This window comes from Rickettsia sp. Oklahoma-10, assembly GCF_039954865.1.
In the GTDB taxonomy this organism is placed as follows: Bacteria; Pseudomonadota; Alphaproteobacteria; order Rickettsiales; family Rickettsiaceae; genus Rickettsia; species Rickettsia oklahomensis.
In genome coordinates, this window is record NZ_CP157197.1 from 682,715 (window position 1) to 701,474 (window position 18,760).

Consider the following 18,760-nt stretch of genomic DNA (forward strand, 5'->3'; position numbering starts at 1 on the left):
TTATGAATGAAGATATTACCCCTAAAAAGCCTAATGCTATTATAGAATGGGTAGATTATCGGTTACCTATTTTTTCTTTCCTAAAGCATTTTAGACATTATCAAACTCCAAAAAATCTTAACTATTTATGGAATTTAGGCTCTATCGCCGGTATTGCTCTAGTAATTCAGATAATTACCGGTGTGGTGCTTGCTATGCACTATACCCCGCATGTGGAGTATGCTTTTGATAGTGTTGAGCGAATCATGCGTAACGTAAATTACGGCTGGTTACTGCGTTATACTCATGCAGTAGGTGCATCAATGTTTTTTGCTGCAGTATACTTACACATAGCAAGAGGCTTGTATTACGGCTCTTATAAATCACCTAGAGAACTACTTTGGCATATCGGTATTATCATTTTTCTAACTATGATGGCTACTGCTTTTATGGGGTATGTATTGCCATGGGGGCAAATGAGCTACTGGGGTGCAACAGTAATTACTAATTTATTTTCAGCTATTCCGCTAATAGGGGAGTCCATTGTTACGTGGTTATGGGGTGGTTTTTCTGTTGATAATCCGACGTTAAATAGATTCTTCTCTCTGCATTATTTATTACCGTTTATTATCGTTGCCCTTGTAATGCTCCATTTAGTAGCCTTGCATCAGCATGGTTCAAATAACCCAAAAGGTATCGATGTTAAATGCTCTAAAGATACTATTCCGTTCCATCCTTATTATACCATAAAGGATTTTGTTGGTTTTGGGGTGTATTTCATGATATTCGCCTATTTTATTTTTTATGAACCGAATTATTTAGGACATCCCGATAATTACATACCAGCAAATCCATTAGTGACACCTGCTCATATCGTACCTGAATGGTATTTTTTGCCGTTTTATGCGATCCTTAGAGCTGTGCCGTCTAAGCTTGGTGGGGTGGTATTAATGTTCGGCAGTATCTTCGTATTGTTTTTACTACCTTGGTTTGATACTTCAAAAGTTAGAAGTAGCAATTATAGACCAATATACCGAATTGCTTTTTGGATATTTATGGCAGATTGTTTATTGCTTGGTTACTTAGGGTGGCAGCCATCAGAAGAGCCGTATATTACAATTAGCCGTTTTACCGTTTGTTATTACTTTTTCCATTTTTTAGTAGCCTTACCTCTAATTGGTAAATATGAGAAGCCGTTGCCATTGCCAGAGGAATTGTAAAAGTAATATATCATTCCTGTGTGGTAGTGTTGTTTAGACCAATCCCAGATTGTCATACTGCAACTTGATTGCGGGATCCAGAAAAAATTATGTTATAAGTTGTTATTTTGGCTGTAGTGGTCAGCCACGATATAATATCGTAGCATTTTTCAAGATCCATGTTAATTCTGGTACCAGAAACTAGAATGATACAGTGATATAAATTTAAAAATACTATGAAAGTTAGACGAATTATCTCCATTATCATAATAATAACCTCTAGCTTATGCTTAGCAGGTGAAGAAGCATTACCACCACAAAAGATGCAATGGTCGTTTGACGGTGTATTTGGCACAGTTAATCGTGAAGCTGCACAAAGAGGTTTTCAGGTTTATAAAGAAGTTTGTAGCGTTTGTCACGGTTTGAATCATTTATATTACCGTAATTTAAAAGATATTGGTTTTTCTGATGATGAAATAAAAGAAATTGCTAAAGCATATACGGTAAAAGATGGACCAAATGATGATGGTGAGATATTTGACCGTCCCGCTCTTCCATCCGATCGTTTTATCCCTCCTTACCCTAATGAGCAAGCAGCAAGAGCAGCTAATAACGGAGCATATCCTCCTGATTTATCTTTAATAATAAAAGCACGTCATGACGGCGCTAATTATATATATTCGCTGCTTACCGGTTATAAAGAACCGCCGGCAGGTTTTAAGCTGATGCAAGGTACTCATTATAATCCCTATTTTCCTGGTGGGCAAATTGCAATGCCACCGCCACTTATAGATGGGCAGGTGACTTATATGGACGGCACTAATGCAAGCATAGGGCAGATGTCGCATGATGTTGCAGTATTCTTACAATGGGTAGCCGAGCCAGAAATGGAACACCGTAAATCTATGGGTCTTAAAGTTATGATGTTTTTAGTAGTATTTACTATCTTTTTCTATATTGCCAAAAACCGCATTTGGTCTAATTTAAAGTAGTTTTTTCACATCTTGTTGTATAGCTTCTGTGTCATTCTCGCCTTTGCAGGAATAACATAAATAATTTTTGCAGCTCATGCCTATGCTGGTAACTCCTCTTCCCTCTTTCTTAGTATAGTAATTAATTTTTGTTATACTTATCCTAAATTGTAGGTATTTATGATGATTTTGCAGATAAATAGGCTTTATTAGCTCTATCATTCCTGAAATTTTCAAAATATACAAATATATTAACGACAAAAACACGAGATAAATATTTTAGATAGTCATAATTAATACACTCAATCAATCCAAAACTTTTACAGAGCTTATCATATCGCCAAAAATGGCATAGCAATATTCTTTACTCCACTTATAAATCAAATGTTAGTTGGATTGATGCTGTAAACAGCTCAGTAAGTCCAGTACTTGTTTATAGCTTCTTTACAATGTATAGAGAAGTTAAAGCAGGGATTATTAGTTTTTACTTTGGTCAGCGTACTTTCAGTAAATTATGGAAGTATTAGACTTGAATTTTAAATAGATAATTTTATATATTTAAATATATAACTAACAAAATTAATGGTGGTTTTATGTTAAAGAGTGTAAGATTATATACGTCTATAGCAACTATTATTTTATCAAGTAATATTGCAATGGCTAATAAGAATTATGATGCCGGTTATGCGACGCCTTTGCGTCAAGTAGTGGATTTAATAGATAATCAAATTATAAGTATTGATAATTTATTTAAAAATAGATTGCCGTTTTATGAATCTAATAGCATAAAAAGCAATTTTATTACTAAAGATAAGCAGTATAGTGTTGTTATGGAAGTACCTGGATTTGATAAAAGTCAAATTAAGGTTAAAGTAAACGGCAATAAATTATTTATTACAGGGAATATAGAAGCAAAAAATAAGTCTGATGATTTAGATAATTATATGAATAAAAATTTTAATTATGTAATATCATTATATGAAGATGTAGATCAAACAAATATCTCTTCAAGCCTTAAAAATGGAATACTTACTATTGTTCTACCTCGCATTAAGGTTAAAGAACAAGACGCAAGAGAGATACCGATTAATTAGTATTGTAAGTTGTATTTCTAGATACCGTGGTTTGACACGTTCTGACGCTAGGTGTGATTTCAATCTACGCAATAACGCCTAGCGAGCATGACATAGAGTAAAACATATAAATAATTTCATTTTTTACTACCAGCATTTATAGCAAGGCTTGCGGAAACAAATTCTTCAAGGTCACCATCAAGCACTGATCTAGTGTCAGAAGTTTCATAATCAGTACGTAAATCTTTTACCATTTGATACGGTTGCAGGACATATGACCTAATTTGGTGTCCCCAGCTATTATCAGTTTTAGTTGCATTCTGCTCATTAACATTGTTTGTACGTTTCTGCATTTCAAGCTCATAGAGTTTAGCTTGAAGCATTTTCATAGCTTGCGCTTTATTCTTATGCTGTGACCTATCACTTTGACATTGTGTTACCGTTCCTGTCGGTATATGGGTAATACGTACGGCAGAATCTGTAGTGTTAACGTGCTGCCCGCCAGCTCCTGATGCTCTGAAAGTATCAATTCTTAAATCTTTATCCTCAATAGTAATGGCTATATTATCATCAATTTCGGGATATACCCAGCTACTTGCAAAACTAGTCATTCTTTTACCTGCTGCATTAAATGGGGAAATACGCACTAACCTGTGAACTCCTGCTTCGGTTTTAAACCAGCCGTAAGCACGTTTGCCTATTATTCTAATCGTACATGATTTAATGCCTACTTCTTCGCCGTTAATCATATTGATTATTTCAGTTTTAAAGCCTAATCTTTCGGCAAAACGCAAATACATACGAGTCATGATAGATGCCCAGTCATGGCTTTCAGTGCCTCCTGCTCCGGCATTAATCTCTAAAAAGCAATTATTACCATCTGTTTCACCTGAAAATAAATATTCTGTTTTAAATTTAACAGCAAGTATGCTTAAATTTTTAAGATCTTGTTCAACTTGTGAAAGTGTTTCTAAGTCGTTTTCGGTTTCAGCTAGTTCTTCAAGTTCTAAAGTATCTTTTAAATTAGATTTGAGTTTGTTAAAAGTATTTAGTTTTTCTTCTAAAGTACTTTTTTCTCGAAGTAATGTTTGTGCGTTAACCTGATTATTCCATAAATCAGGGTTTGTTGTTAGTTCTTCTAATTCTTTTAATTGTTTAGTCGAAGTTTCGACATCAAAGAGACCTCTCAAGCAATTCTAAAGATTGCTCAATTTTTTTTACATAATTTTCTATTTCGGCTCGCATTATTTTTTCCTGTTATAAATTTTGATTTTGCTATATATTATTGTGATTGTCTGGAGTGTGTTTATGTCATTTCCCAGTAAGAATGACAGGGGTGCAAATTGATAAATGCAACAATGCCTATGCGGAAATGACAAAGGCGATCACCTCAATAAACAAATATAAATTATATCACAATAATTATGAATAATCAAAAATATATAAGGAACTTCTCAATAATTGCTCATATCGATCACGGTAAATCTACGTTAGCTGATAGGTTAATTGAACATTGCGGCGGACTTCAGGCTAGAGAAATGAGCCAACAAGTATTAGATTCGATGGATATTGAAAAAGAACGAGGCATAACTATTAAGGCACAAACAGTAAAGCTTATATATAAGGCTAAAGACGGTAATATTTACTATTTGAATCTAATGGATACACCGGGACATGTCGATTTTGCTTATGAAGTTAGTAGGTCTTTAGCCGCTTGTGAAGGTTCATTATTGGTAGTTGATAGTACGCAAGGAGTAGAGGCGCAAACGCTTGCAAACGTTTACCAAGCAATCGAGAATAATCACGAAATAGTACTGGTGCTTAATAAGATTGATTTACCCGCTTCCGAACCTGAGCAGGTTAAACAGCAAATAGAGGATATAATTGGAATTGATGCAAGCAAGGCTGTGTTAATTTCTGCTAAAAGCGGTATAGGGATTGATTTAGTTTTAGAAGCAATAGTAAATAAATTACCTCCACCAAAAGAAAGTAGTTCTAATATTTTGAAAGCTTTGCTTGTTGATAGTTGGTATGATCTATATCTTGGTGTAGTTATTTTAGTACGTATTATTGACGGTGCTTTACGTAAGAATATGCGTATTAAAATGATGGCTACAAACTCAGTTTATACAGTTGAGAATGTTGGATATTTTACTCCGAAAAAACATATTACGGATGTTTTATATGCAGGGGAGATCGGCTTCTTTACTGCATCTATAAAGCAGGTAGCAGATTGTAAAGTCGGGGATACTATAACTGATGAGAAAAAGCCTTGCGAGCAAGTATTGCCTGGCTTTAAACCAAATTTACCTTTAGTGTTTTGCAGTCTTTATCCAACTGATAGCTCAGAGTTTGAGCATCTAAAGGATTCACTTGCTAAATTGCGCCTTAATGATGCCAGCTTTGAATATGAAATGGAAAGCTCCTCAGCACTGGGAGTAGGATTTAGGTGCGGCTTTTTAGGGTTACTACATTTAGAGGTAATTCAGGAACGTTTAAGTAGGGAATTTGATTTAGATTTAATTACTACTGCACCAAGTGTAGTATATATAATTTATATGCAAGATGGTAAGAGTTTGGAAGTTCATAATCCTGCAGATTTACCTGATTTGCAAAAAATCAAGTCAATGGAAGAACCATGGATTAAGGCAACTATAATGGTACCTGATGAGTTTTTAGGTGCAGTATTGTCGCTGTGTACTGAAAAAAGGGGAGTGCAGCTAGATCATAGCTATATAGCAAACAGGGCTAGAATAGTTTATAAATTACCGTTAAATGAGATAGTTTACGATTTTTACGATCGTTTAAAAAGTTGTTCTAAAGGTTATGCAAGTTTTGAATGGCAAATGGATGTTTATAAACCTTCTGAGCTTGTTAAACTTGGGATTTTGGTTAACGGTGAGGTAGTTGATGCGTTATCGACAATCGTACATCGCTCTCGTGCCGAGCAGAGGGGTAGGGCCTTATGTGTAAGGTTAAAGGACTTGATACCAAGACAGCAAATCGATATAGCAATCCAGGCAAGTATAGGTAGCCGTGTTATTGCCCGTGAGACTATTAAAGCTCTGCGTAAAAACGTGTTATCTAAATGTTACGGTGGTGATATAACCCGTAAGCGTAAGCTTCTTGAGAAGCAAAAAACAGGGAAAAAGAGAATGAGACAGTATGGTAATATTGAAATCCCTCAATCTGCCTTTATTACTGCTTTAAAAATATGTGATGAGTAATTTTTTATCGCTTGATTTGTATTAATTTTTTTATTTAATATGAAGAAAATGCTAGACGTTATAGAAAAGATTTGTTATAAGAAGTTATCTAAAATTATTCCTCGGTAGCTCAGTGGTAGAGCAAACGGCTGTTAACCGTTCGGTCGCTGGTTCGAATCCGGCTCGGGGAGCCATCCTGTACAGTTGCTACTTTTATTAAACGGGCAAGCCAATTTAAAAATTTCCTTTTCTCAGGAATTTTTGCACCCTTCTTATAAAAGTTTCATATGAATTTGTCTTGACATTTATAAAATTTAGAAGATTTTGCGATAACTTGTCTCTCAGCATAACTTTTATTAATTAGTTTGATTCGTATTGACGTTCTTTTAATTGTGTTTCCTTACGAAACAATTCTTAAAACTTTGGCCGTGTCTTAAAAGATATATGAATTGCGCTTATTGGATTTGAAAACTAGAATGACTTGTTAAATGTCGTCAAATAGAATATGCAGTCTTTTTAGGGAAGGATGGTTTAATTATTACAACCAACAATTATAGTTATTGACTTATTTTAATTACTTCTATAGATTACTCATCTTAGGACTAATTAAGTTCTATCATGCATATATAAGTTAGTTTTAAAGAGTTAAAATATAGAAAATAAAGAAGAACAAATTTTAGCCTCTGAATCTTAATTGATAAAGAGGGAGAAAAGCATTTAAAAGCTGCAGAGTCAAGGAAAGACTTAAGTTAATATTAGTAACATTTCTATTATTCTTACTAAGTTTTTTAACTATAATGAAAGAGAAAGCAGTAGAGTATAAATTGCAGATGGAGTAAGACGTTAAAGCAACTAATAAAATAGAATGATAGTTGTTAAGATACCAAAAGATTAAAATTATTAATACCTCCTTAAGGTTAAAAAATGATTTATTATTACATTTTTAAAATTTTTACTATAACCAATTATTTTAATAAGTAATTTTTATAGCAGATTTAAGCGCTTGGAAAGAAAATTTTGAAGTTTGTGTTTACACTAAAAAAAGCTACTTGATATAAAATATTTAAACACTAAAGAAAAAATCCTGTTGAGATAGAGGAAATTAAAAAAGTATCTACATGCCTACAAATATCACATTTCTTACATGCATTAACCATTATTATTCTATTCTTATCTGATTGAAATGGCGTATATGTTTGCTGAATTTGTAGCCAAAGTTATAACGCTATTATGCGGTAAGCCGCACTGCTTCACTATACTATTGAAGATATAGAGCTTACCAAATAGTAATAACTATAATTTTTGAGCTATAAGTTGCAAATCACTTAGAGGTTTTACTAGAATCAAACCTTACTGAAAAATAAGTAGCGATGTATGAATTTGCTAGTTAGACAAATACTCATAAAATTATTTGATCGTGTACATAAACATCCACACTTTGGGAGCTAAATCATCTAAGAAAATGAAAAAGATTATTAAAGAGACTTTAGCAAATTTTGTGACTTGAGCTATGTATTTGGAAATACCAATTGTACAAAGTAAAATCATACAACTCTGTTTTTTCAATATTTACATATTATATCACAGCATTTTGGGTATAATTTACAAATGGCTTTTTAGGACAAATGTTCAACCTCTTTTTCTAATTTTATAAAATGATCTAATCCAAATGTATAATCTACACCTATTGGAATTGTTATAATCCCCTAACATAAATTAATAAATACATAAGACTAAAAATATTTGTTGCATGGACTATAGCAAAATATAGCTACTAGCTCTAACTAATATGCTTAAATATAGGATGATGTTTAAAAAATATAGGTATTGCTAAAGATATAAGTACATGTATGATTGCACTTTAAGAACTTTCAACGGATATATTGTATAATTTAAATAAGTAAAAATATTAGTCATAGTTACATCATTGAAATATAAAAATTTTGTCTTATAATATCTGTGGCACTATATTTAAAGTGAGTTTTTAGAATGTTACCGCACATATAAGCTATGTAAAAAACTATACAGGCCTAGCATGGTATTAAGAGTAAAGATAAAATGGTTTTTGTTAGTTCTTATTTGCTATAGTTATTCTTGTGAAGTAATGTTTTCTCTCATTTAACTTTCTCTAAAGTTTTATGTAGTTGAAGTTTTGTATCGGCAAATTCTGGTGCTTCTCGTAGTCTAGTGCTAGTAGATGATCTGACAGACGCTATTTCTGTACCAAACCAAAAAGCTATACTTTCTTTACCTTCCCTTGCTACACTTTTTACTCCTTTTTATATCCTAGCATAGTTTTTTATAGAAGTTAATTTGTAAAGAAATCTATACTGTTTTATATAAAAGTCAATAGGGTATTGCGCTTTATACAATAAATAAGAAAATGAAGTACAACTTAATTATTAATGTGTTATTACCAATGAAATAATTATGTATTTTTTATAGATATAATGGAATCTAGTTTAAAGCGGTATGTCTGTGTACCTGAGCATTCATCACAAGTCCAAAACCAATTAGCATAGATGCAATCATTGTTCCACCGTAAGAAATAAACGGTAGGGGTACGCCTACTACAGGAAGTAAGCCCATCACCATAGCTATATTAATAAATACATGACTAAATAAAATTGCAGTAATACCTATTATCAGTAATTTACTAAAAATCTCTCGGCAATTTGCAGCAATTAATAAAGAAATAGTTATAAGTGCAAAATATAATATTAATAAAAACATGCCTCCTATAAAACCAAATTCTTCAGCAAAGGTAGCAAAGATAAAATCAGTTTGATGTTCGGGAAGAAAATCTAAATGGCTTTGACTACCTTGATTTAAACCACGTCCAAATAAGCTACCTGAACCTATAGCAATTTTAGATTGAATAATATTATAGCTAGCACCAAGCGGATCATGCTCTGGATCAAAAAAAACCATCACTCGTTTTTTTTGATAATCATACATCATATTCCAAGCAATAGGCAGGCTAACAAGAGTAGCAAGGCCTAGTATTATAAAATATTTTATTCTAAAACCTACTGCAAAGAATATAATTGCTGAAACAATTAAAACAATCATTCCTGTACCTAGATCTGGCTCTCTAATTATTAGAAAAGCCGGTATTAAAACTCCTATAATCGGTATAATAACTTTATGAAGTTTTGTAAGATCATCAATTGTTAGTGAATGACAATATCTAGCAAGCATTAATACAACAGCAATTTTGATTGGTTCAGAAGGTTGAAGTTTAACTATACCGATATCGATCCATCTTTTACCACCCATGGCAGTTGAGCCGAAAAGCTCCACGGTGACTAATAAAGCCAGTACGCAAAAATAAAAGATATACGATAACCTAAAGATTATCCGCAAATCAATTAATGCAATAATAATAGCTAAAGGCAAGAATATACAAAAATTTATAATTTGTTTGTAAGCCCAAGGCTGCAAATTGCTGTTTGCTGCCGAATAAAGCACAATGAAACCAATACAGCAAATTAAGCTAATTAGTACAATTAAAGTAATCGGTAATTTTTGTAATTGTTCTAGATAATTTTTATGCATTGTTTTTATATTTGGTAATTATTACTATTATGTCATTCCCCCCATAAGCGGGAAGACATATACCTCTTAAATTTTCGCATTAAACACTTTAAAAATAAATACTAATTCCTCAGCTGTTTCTTTCAGATAATCAAAACGACTGGCAGAACTGTCATGTCCTGTATCCATATTTATTTTTAATAATAATGGGTTATTGTCCGTTTTGAGCGCTCGTAATTTTGCGACCCATTTAGCAGGTTCCCAGTAACCTACACGTGGGTCAGATATACCACAAGTAATGAATAGAGCAGGGTAGTTTTGTGCTTTTATGTTTTCATAAGGAGAATAAGATTTAATATATTCAAAATATGCTTTTTCTTTTGGATTACCCCACTCATTATATTCCAAGAGAGTTAGTGGTAAACTATCATCGAGCATGGTATTTAGTACGTCTACAAATGGTACATGAGCGATTGCTGCTTTATAGATTTCCGGCTTTTCATTAAGTACATAACCGATTAGCATACCGCCAGCACTACCACCCACTATGACTATATTTTGTGTGTTTGTATATTTCTCTTTAATTAAAGTTCTACTACAAGCTATGAAATCTTCAAAGGTTCTTTTTTTAGTTAAAAACTTTGCTGCTTCATACCAATCATGACCTAGATCATCACCGCCTCTAATATGAGCAATCGCGTAAATAAAGCCGCGGTCGGCAAGCGTTATTGCCGTATTTCTAAAGTTGACAGGTATGCTAATCCCATAAGCTCCGTACCCCATTAGATACAAAGGGTTTGAACTGTCTTTTTTAAATAAAGATTTTTTGTAGAATAAAGTAATAGGTACTTTTACGTCCTCACTGTCTGCAAATATTCTTTCTACTTTATACTCCTTTGGATTAAAGCCTGAAGGTATTTCCTGTTGCTTTAATATTGTTAATTTATTGTTGTCAAAATCGTATCTGTAAGTGGTATTTGGTCTTGCTAGAGAAGAGTAATTTACTCTGATATCGTCTTCCTCAAAGTTTGTGGAAAAACTACTTGCTTGCAAACTTTCGTCGGGAAAATGAATTATTTTTTCTTGTAGATTTTTGAATTGCTTTATTTTAATTAGCGGTAAGCCATGGGTACGATAATTTAAGATTAAATAATTACTTGTAATATCAAAGCTTTTTAAATATTTGTCCTGTTCTTCTTTAATATAAATATCATCTAGGCTAGCGTTTTCAAAATTATTTACTGGCAGTTTTACAATATGGAAATTTCTAGCTTTATAATTAGTTTTAATATAAAAATAATCGCTTTTATGTTCTATTTCATAGAATATGTTGTTTTGTGCAGGTTGTACTAGTTTGGGAGTGAAATTATCATCCTGCATAGAAATTATGTAAATTTCATTTTCATTATGATCACCTGAGTTTATAAAAATATATTCACGACTTGCTGATTTCTTGCTACTAATAAAATGAAGAGGGTTTTTGACCTTGAATATTAATTTGTCCTGAGAAACATCTTCACCTAAATGATGAAACATTACTTTATCCCAACGTTGATTCTCATTAATAGTAATATAGAAGAAGCCATTTAATTTTTCATGCCAAATTATATTAGGAGCAATATCCTTGACATTATCAGGTAGGTATTTTTGTTTTTTAAGGTTGTATATTTTGATATCGTATTTTTCGTTACCTGTAAAATTAACGCTATAAGCCATTAGATTTTGATCAGGTGATATTGCAATTTTGGCAACATCAGTAAAACTCCCGTTGGGAGCAAGAAGGTTAGCATCTAATATTATTTCTTCAGGAGCATTAATATTATTATGTTTTCTGCAATATATCGGATAATTTTTATCCCCCTCTACTCTTGTATAATAGTAATAATCTTTTTTCTTAACATACACTGATTCATCATCTAATTTGATCCGTCCTTTTAATTCTTCAAAAATCTTTTCCTTATCCTTTTGCAGATCGGCAAAGAAATTTTCAGTATATTTATTTTCTGCTGCTAAATAATCTAAAATTTTAGAGTCTTCTACCTTTGGCCATTTAGGATCACGCAACCAGTGATAATCATCGTTTATTGTTTGTCCATAAAACTCAAAGCTGTAATTTTGTTTATCTATTATTGGTGGTTTCATATGTTATTAATATTGCAATGTTAAAATCGAACTAATTAATAGCAATAATACAATAAATATAGCTGTTTGCTGATTATGCCAAGTAGATATTTTACTTAAAAAATTACACCAAATAACTTTAAAATTAAAATATTCTTCCACATCTTTATTATTGTTTGCCATTTTTTTATATTTCTCGATACTAAAATATATAAGTTTTTCAGTATATTGGTATAAGTCAAGATTGATATTTTGTGTTGAAATATGTGGTTTTTTTCTAAATATTAAAGCTAATAATAGTGAGGTTATAGGAATGACTAACTTGAAGTTAGCAGTATGTGTTGATATTTGAATAGGATAAAATAAACATATGCATAACGTTATAATGCAGAAAAAGAAATACACCACACTTATCATACCACGACTTGATTGTGATATCCATAAATATTTATGATCATTGCTTATTTTTTTTCTAGATAGCGCAATCAAGTTGTGGTATGACAAGTTATCTATACTTTCCAACAACAACCAAAATAGTACTGTACAAGTTACTATCTTGTAAAATAGCATTAAATTATTTTCATTTAAAATATTAGCTATTTCATTTTTGATATAAGAAGAACTAATAGGCAGTATAGAGGTATATATTAATATACTAATTATAAATCCAATTAGTAGAATAGGATTAGTAGCAGTTTTAAGATCTTGGTAATTTTTAATATTGTACGTATCTTCTACATAAGTGAAATATAAAGCAAATAGTCCGTTATATAATATATGTACGAATATAAAGCTTGTAATAAGATAAGCAATACTAGGTGAGTTTATACTAATAGCTGTTAATATAAAACCAAGTTGTGATACGGTAAGGTAACATATCAATCGTTTAAGGTTTTGCTCAATTATAGAAAATACTAACCCGTAAATGATCATTGATATTCCAAAAAACTTAAGTATCTCAAGACCGCTAAATAATTTTAAAATGATAATTAAAATAACTTTAGTAGTAAAACTAATTAAATATACAATACCGCTACTTGAAGCTATAGGATAGCAATTAACAAGCCATCCGTTTACAAAAATAGCTGAGGCATTAATCAAACAACCTGCAAGTATGAATATTGCTGGTAATTCAGCATTATATACTGACTTAGTTAAGGAAATAAAAGCTGTATTACCTGTTGTTTGAATTAGAAGGGTCATGCCAATTAAAATTAATCCGCTACTAAATAAATGTGTAAGAAAATATTGGCGTACTGGTTTTATTTTTAATTGGTTACAGAAAATAATTATGCAGGCACAAATCGTCATGAATTCAAGCGAAATGATCATGGAAATAAAATCAGCTGCAAATACACATATAATAGAGGATAAACAGTATAAACTACCTATTAACGTCTCAAATTTTCTATTTTGAAAAATTGTATAAAGATTTAAGATAGTGGTAACAATTAAGAATGCTAAAGCTATTAATTGATTGTGAGAATTAAGGTCAAAAACCAGTTCAAAATTAGCTAGCGAAAATACAAATGTGGTGTTTTGAATAAACATTTTAATCTTGAGAAGAAACTGTTAACACTTCTAGTCTGTGAATCATTTTAAAGTCTTTTGCATTTAGAGTGAGCATTGAAAATTATTTGTGATGGCGATCGCAGCAATGAATAAATCATGAGTACCAATAGTGATATTTGCTGTATACAAATTATGAATAATGCCGGTGTATGTATGTACATGCATTCTTCAATGCCAAAAGTTAATATAGTAAATAAGTTTTTTTTAAGTACTCTATAAAATCTAAACGTTTTATGCGTATATTGTCATTACCTGCTCTATCAATTCCCATTAACAATTCTATTGATGTAATAGAGCTGATAAAAGCTTTATAATAATTTGACCACGCTTTAAGTAGTTGTTGTCCCTCTTGCTAAAGCTATAAATTTTGTACTATATTTAGCCTCAATAAATCATTACCATGTTTACATAATTATATGATTATACGTAAATTATGTAAATATGTTTTATGTAATATAAGCTAAAAATTCTCTTATTAAGATTTGAATAAAGTAAAATAATGTTATAGCTAAAGCACAAATTATTATGCTGATTCGCATGGAATAGGGAAGTAGCTTTGTTACGCTGGATGCTCTCAAAGAAGGTTTATAAATATAGCTTAATATTTTGATAAGGTAAAGGCTTGATAATATACTACTAGCTATTATGACCATCATAACGATGATTTGATTCTGCTCGCTTGCGGCAAGTAATATTGAGAATTTGCTAATAAATCCGCTAAAGATAGGTATACCGATTAGTGATAATGAAGAGATAGATATAATAAAAGAAATTAAAGGGAATCCTTTAAATATACCATGTAAATCCTGTACTTGATCAGTTTTCTTTACACTATAAATACTTCCCATACTATAAAATAAGCAGATTTTTGTAAAAGAATGTGAAACTAAGTGTAAGATTGCAGCCCCGAATGCTTTAGGTGTTAACATGAAAGCACTAAGTAATGCTAAGCTTAGTTGATTCATAGTAGAATAGGCAAGTATTTTTTTAATATTATCCGTGCCTAGTGCCTTGATTGAGCTGTAAAATATGCTTACTATCGGTATAAAAATTAACCAGTTAAACTCGGCAAATACCCTTTGTAAATATGATAAACCGAATATATATAATAGGATTTTGTAAATACAAAACAATCCGGTTTTAACCACTATTACGGCATGCAGTAAACTACTAACTGGGTAATGTGCAACCATAGCGGCAGGAAGCCATGAATGTACCGGAAAAATTGCAGTTTTGGCAATTCCAAAAATAAACATTAATAATAAAATAATTGATTGGTTTTTAGAAAAATAATTTTCTACTAGACTACCACTTGCAAAATCTCCATTACCGGTTTTATTATAAATAATTATCACTGCCGGTAAAAATAATATTGTGGCAGAAATCATCAGAATTTTTAGATATTTATATAACCCGCTAAGTACTATATTATTTTTAGTATGTCCTATCAAAAAAGCAGTAGAAATAGTTAAAAGCTCATAGCAAATAAACATAGTGAATAAATTGCTAGATAAAGCAATTAAAACTCCGATTAGAATAGTTAGGTTAAAACAAAATAAGAATCTAGAAGAGTATTCTACATTATTAATAGCAAGATATTTTTGAGTGTACAGTAAAGCACAAATCCATAAAAAACCTATTAAGCTCAAGAATATAAGTCCTAAAGGTTCAAGATGAAAACCTATGGAATAATTAGCAAATATATTAAATTCAAATCCTGCTCTGATACCTTTTAAAAATAACCAGTCAATAATTAAAATATTACCGAAGAAAAAAATAGTGGTAATAATAAGTAAGAAATTACGTATAAAACTATCTTTTCTAGTAGCATACGGACTTATTAAATTTAATGCACCAACTAGCAAAGTTGATAAGATTAAGAAACTCGGAATAGTAAATTGTGTAATCATGATAAGCTAAACAGGTGTTTAAATCGTGATAATTCCTGCAATCTTGCTCGCTCGCTTTAAAGCTTTATCAAGCGTTGCTATAGGTATGCCATAACGTAACGCTAATTCCAAATAGCTAGCGTCATAAAGAGTTAATCCATATTGTGTTCCTATGTCCATTGTTTCAAGCCAAGTACGCTCTAAAGTTGTTTGATCAATTTTGATATATATATCTTTTAGAGTATAAATTGCTTGATTACGTTGTTTTGTTGTAAGATATCCTGCATGTTCAGCACATAATAAAACATTTCCTATCTCAAGCCCCCAAATAGCAGGGACAATTGCTTTTCCTGCTATAGTTTTATCTAATATTTCTAAATTTGCTGTTTCATCAGGCATAAACCATGAAAGAGTTACTGAGGAATCTAAAACAAAAGATGACATTTTTGCGTTTTACCTTTATTTCTATAATTTAACCACTCTTCAAAACCAGAAGGTTGTAAATTAATTTCTTTAGCAAGTTTCCGGAGTCTGAGTGCTGCTATTCTTGAAGTTTCAATATCATATTCTGTATTGATTGGAACAATTTTTGCTGCTACTTTACCTCTTTTGGTAATTAGAATTTCTTCGCCTTTACTAGCACGATCTAATAATTTAGAAAAATGAGTTTTGGCATCGAATGCTGTAATAGAATTATGCATATAATTAACCTGGTCTGTTATCTAGTTAATTATAATATATTGTACCAGAATGTCAAAGGTTAATTAATTCTTCCAAAGAATAACTTTCACCATTTTATAATGGTAAAATAATGATTCTACGGAGCTGAGTAAAATTATAACAAAATCTAATAGTAGATTTTGTGTTAATAATAATTCAAGAATATTTACTTTGATAAAGAATAATGGGCTTATAGGTAGGCCACAGCTGCAAATAATAACAATTAGTATTAAAACTTTGTTAGGATTTCTTTTATAGCTTTCATTATAAGCATCTATTAAGAAAAGAGCTATTTTATTTATACTATCTGCAAGTAATAAGCTTGGTAAAAGTATTATACCACCCCTGGTAACATATAATAGGAATACATAACCTATTTGAGTAACACATGAATAAACTATAATATTTTTGAAGTTTTTGGCCTGGTAAGCAAAATATGGGGCTATAATAAGAGTAGCGAGAGCAATAGGTCTGATAAAACTTGTAATAGCTGTTTTAATTGTCTCATAGCCTATAATAGTATAAGTAAATTTATATATAATATATATTCCTATTATAGTAGAAGTCACTGCTAAATATACTAAAATAACTGAAGCCGTGTTATTATAAGCTCTCATCATCCAAAAATGCATCGGGAATAAAGTTGCTTTTAAAGTAGCACCTATTAAGAAAAAACCTATAGCTATAGTAGTTATACGCGAATTAGGATACTCTTGTAAATAAGCTGCAACATAGTACATATTTAAGCTGCCCGTAATGCTGAGTAAAAATCCTATAGATATAAGAATAAGAGTTGCGCCGATACTACCCATGATTAAATAATCAAGAGCTCCAATTAAGGATTTTGGATTAGCTCCTTGTGCTATTAAGACATAGCTACTCAGTGCTGAAATCTCTATGAATACATATAGGTTAAAGAAATCGTGAGTAGCAATTATTCCTAAATAGCCAGTGTGAGCAAATAATAATATACCGTAAAATAAAGATTTTCTATTGTTGTTAATGTGTTTTAAGATTGTTTGATTAGTTATTTTATGACAGAAAAATAAAAAGAATAATAAGACAAGATTAAGATAAATAATAATAGTTTGGTTTAACGAATTTAGTCGATATTCTATTCCTATTTTTGAACTCCATTCTCCCATTGTGTAAGATAGTTCCGTATTTTGTATAATGCTATATCCATAAATACTGACCAACAGATTAGATAAAATGCAAACTGTAGTAATTACTCGTGCAAAGTTAGTAAAGTGAAAAGATATTATTGAGAGTAAAGCTCCAAATAAAGGAAGTAATATTTGTATGATAGGGAAATGGTTAGCTAGGATCATGAAATTTTATTCAAAACTTATATTACACTTTTATGTCATTCCCGCTTTTGCGGGAATGACATAGTTGAAAATCATTTATCAAAATTAATTTCACTTTCTGATATTGTACCAAAATGTTTATAAATTTGATATATTAAACTTAAAGCTACGCTAAGAGTAGCAAATCCAACTACTATAGCAGTTAACATTAATACATGAGGTAAAGGGCTAGTGTAAATAATGATACCCTCTTGTAAAATAGGCGCAACACCTGTTTTAACTTTTCCAAGACTTAAATAAAATATTAATACCGAACTTTGAAAGATCCCAAGCCCAATAATTTTATGAATATAATTATGGCTTGTAAGCATTATAAATAAGCCGTTAGTTAGTAAAATCAAGGCAAAGAAATATATTGAATGCGACATTACTAGTACGCTTTGAAAGAATGATTAAATACGCATGTGACTTTTTTACCCTTACGTATAGCGAGCTTAGGAAAAACCTGCTCAAGAATTATCATATTAGGATTATCTTGAGCAAGGCGATAATTTACTAAAGATTCTCGAAGTGAATCATCTACGGCAAAAATACCGGGAATTTCAGCGTTTTTATCCCTAAATTGAAGATAGGTAAACTCGCCGTCATCAAAAATTTTAATAGGCGCTATTTCTTCGCTGCCACTAATATAGTAATTGAAGTTGTATTTTTCAGGATGAGTAAGATCAGGACTTGCCACGGAAGCAGAAAAAGTTTGCATATGACCGCTCATATTGTCATTTTCGTCATCCGGATAAAGAAATTTTACATTAAAGACCATTTCAGGGTCACGCATATCGAGTGTTTCTGCAGCGTATAGTTCAAAGAAGTAGGTCCGTTTATTAGTAATTAAAGTCATATTAGTAGTAGCATCTGGTTCCATTGGTTTGATGAAAATCCTATGACCAGCAGGCACTATTTGCCATGAAGTAGTATCTCCCATAGAAATACTTACTATTTCCTCATCTCTTGCGAGTTCTATACTTGCTTGATAGCCATAATATCCTGTAAATTTAAAAACATCGTCAGGGTTATAAGTCATAACTCTTAAACGTGGGTCTCGACCTAAAGGTCGTGATATAGTAAGAGCAAACACATCTAATGTAAGTAGTATAAAAGTACAAAATATTATTAGTTGCTTCAT

Annotated in this window: 14 protein-coding genes and 1 tRNA gene; 5 read left to right on the plus strand and 10 right to left on the minus strand. The window is 31.3% G+C overall.

The features are described from left to right. The first annotated feature begins 2 nt into the window (after positions 1–2). From AAGW17_RS03065 to AAGW17_RS03075, 3 genes are all read left to right on the plus strand, one after another. Positions 3–1,199 carry a cytochrome b gene (locus AAGW17_RS03065; protein ID WP_347938593.1) on the plus strand — a complete coding sequence of 399 codons (1,197 nt, stop codon included), beginning with the start codon at positions 3–5 and terminating at the stop codon, positions 1,197–1,199. A 215-nt stretch (positions 1,200–1,414) separates the two neighbouring features. Next, positions 1,415–2,170, plus strand: coding sequence for a cytochrome c1 (locus tag AAGW17_RS03070; protein ID WP_347938594.1), 756 nt, complete (start codon positions 1,415–1,417; stop codon positions 2,168–2,170). A gap of 572 nt (positions 2,171–2,742) precedes the next feature. Further along, the gene (locus AAGW17_RS03075; RefSeq protein WP_347938595.1) at positions 2,743–3,243 is read left to right on the plus strand and encodes an Hsp20/alpha crystallin family protein; all 501 of its coding nucleotides are present in this window, start codon (positions 2,743–2,745) and stop codon (positions 3,241–3,243) included. A gap of 116 nt (positions 3,244–3,359) precedes the next feature. Here AAGW17_RS03075 and prfB read toward each other — a convergent pair. Further along, positions 3,360–4,467, minus strand: a protein-coding gene (gene prfB / locus AAGW17_RS03080; protein ID WP_347938596.1) for a peptide chain release factor 2 whose coding sequence is annotated in 2 segments (ribosomal slippage) — positions 3,360–4,397 and positions 4,399–4,467 — 1,107 coding nt in all. Because the reading frame shifts where the segments join, the coding sequence is not laid out codon by codon here. 179 nt (positions 4,468–4,646) lie between these two features. Here prfB and lepA point away from each other — a divergent pair. Both lepA and AAGW17_RS03090 read left to right on the plus strand, forming a co-directional pair. Then, positions 4,647–6,449: a translation elongation factor 4 gene (lepA, locus tag AAGW17_RS03085; RefSeq protein WP_347938597.1), complete on the plus strand. Its 1,803-nt coding sequence runs from the start codon at positions 4,647–4,649 to the stop codon at positions 6,447–6,449. A gap of 98 nt (positions 6,450–6,547) precedes the next feature. Next, positions 6,548–6,622: transfer RNA gene (locus AAGW17_RS03090), tRNA-Asn, on the plus strand. Between the two features lie 2,263 nt (positions 6,623–8,885). Here the strand turns inward: AAGW17_RS03090 and rodA are convergent. The 9 genes from rodA to virB9 all read right to left on the minus strand — a co-directional run bounded on the left by rodA (position 8,886) and on the right by virB9 (position 18,760). After that, the gene (rodA, locus tag AAGW17_RS03095; protein WP_347938598.1) at positions 8,886–9,986 is read right to left on the minus strand and encodes a rod shape-determining protein RodA; all 1,101 of its coding nucleotides are present in this window, start codon (positions 9,984–9,986) and stop codon (positions 8,886–8,888) included. A 66-nt stretch (positions 9,987–10,052) separates the two neighbouring features. Beyond that, positions 10,053–12,107, minus strand: a complete 2,055-nt coding sequence (locus AAGW17_RS03100; RefSeq protein WP_347938599.1) for a S9 family peptidase — start codon at positions 12,105–12,107, stop codon at positions 10,053–10,055. Positions 12,108–12,113: 6 nt separating this feature from the next. Continuing rightward, positions 12,114–13,637: a proton-conducting transporter membrane subunit gene (locus AAGW17_RS03105; RefSeq protein ID WP_347938600.1), complete on the minus strand. Its 1,524-nt coding sequence runs from the start codon at positions 13,635–13,637 to the stop codon at positions 12,114–12,116. A gap of 467 nt (positions 13,638–14,104) precedes the next feature. Beyond that, complete coding sequence (locus tag AAGW17_RS03110) at positions 14,105–15,568, minus strand: proton-conducting transporter membrane subunit (RefSeq protein WP_347938601.1); 1,464 nt, start codon at positions 15,566–15,568, stop codon at positions 14,105–14,107. An 18-nt stretch (positions 15,569–15,586) separates the two neighbouring features. Beyond that, positions 15,587–15,991 (minus strand): type II toxin-antitoxin system VapC family toxin, encoded by a 405-nt coding sequence (locus AAGW17_RS03115; protein ID WP_347938602.1) that lies wholly within the window; start codon positions 15,989–15,991, stop codon positions 15,587–15,589. Continuing rightward, entirely contained in the window at positions 15,973–16,248 is a 276-nt protein-coding gene (locus AAGW17_RS03120; protein WP_347938603.1) for a type II toxin-antitoxin system Phd/YefM family antitoxin, read from the minus strand. Before AAGW17_RS03120 ends, AAGW17_RS03115 begins: the two co-directional genes overlap by 19 nt. Positions 16,249–16,311: 63 nt before the next feature. Beyond that, complete coding sequence (locus AAGW17_RS03125; protein WP_347938604.1) at positions 16,312–17,598, minus strand: proton-conducting transporter membrane subunit; 1,287 nt, start codon at positions 17,596–17,598, stop codon at positions 16,312–16,314. Between the two features lie 71 nt (positions 17,599–17,669). Then, the gene (locus tag AAGW17_RS03130) at positions 17,670–18,005 is read right to left on the minus strand and encodes a Na+/H+ antiporter subunit C (protein WP_347938605.1); all 336 of its coding nucleotides are present in this window, start codon (positions 18,003–18,005) and stop codon (positions 17,670–17,672) included. Positions 18,006–18,007: 2 nt separating this feature from the next. Then, positions 18,008–18,760, minus strand: a complete 753-nt coding sequence (gene virB9, locus AAGW17_RS03135; protein WP_347938606.1) for a P-type conjugative transfer protein VirB9 — start codon at positions 18,758–18,760, stop codon at positions 18,008–18,010.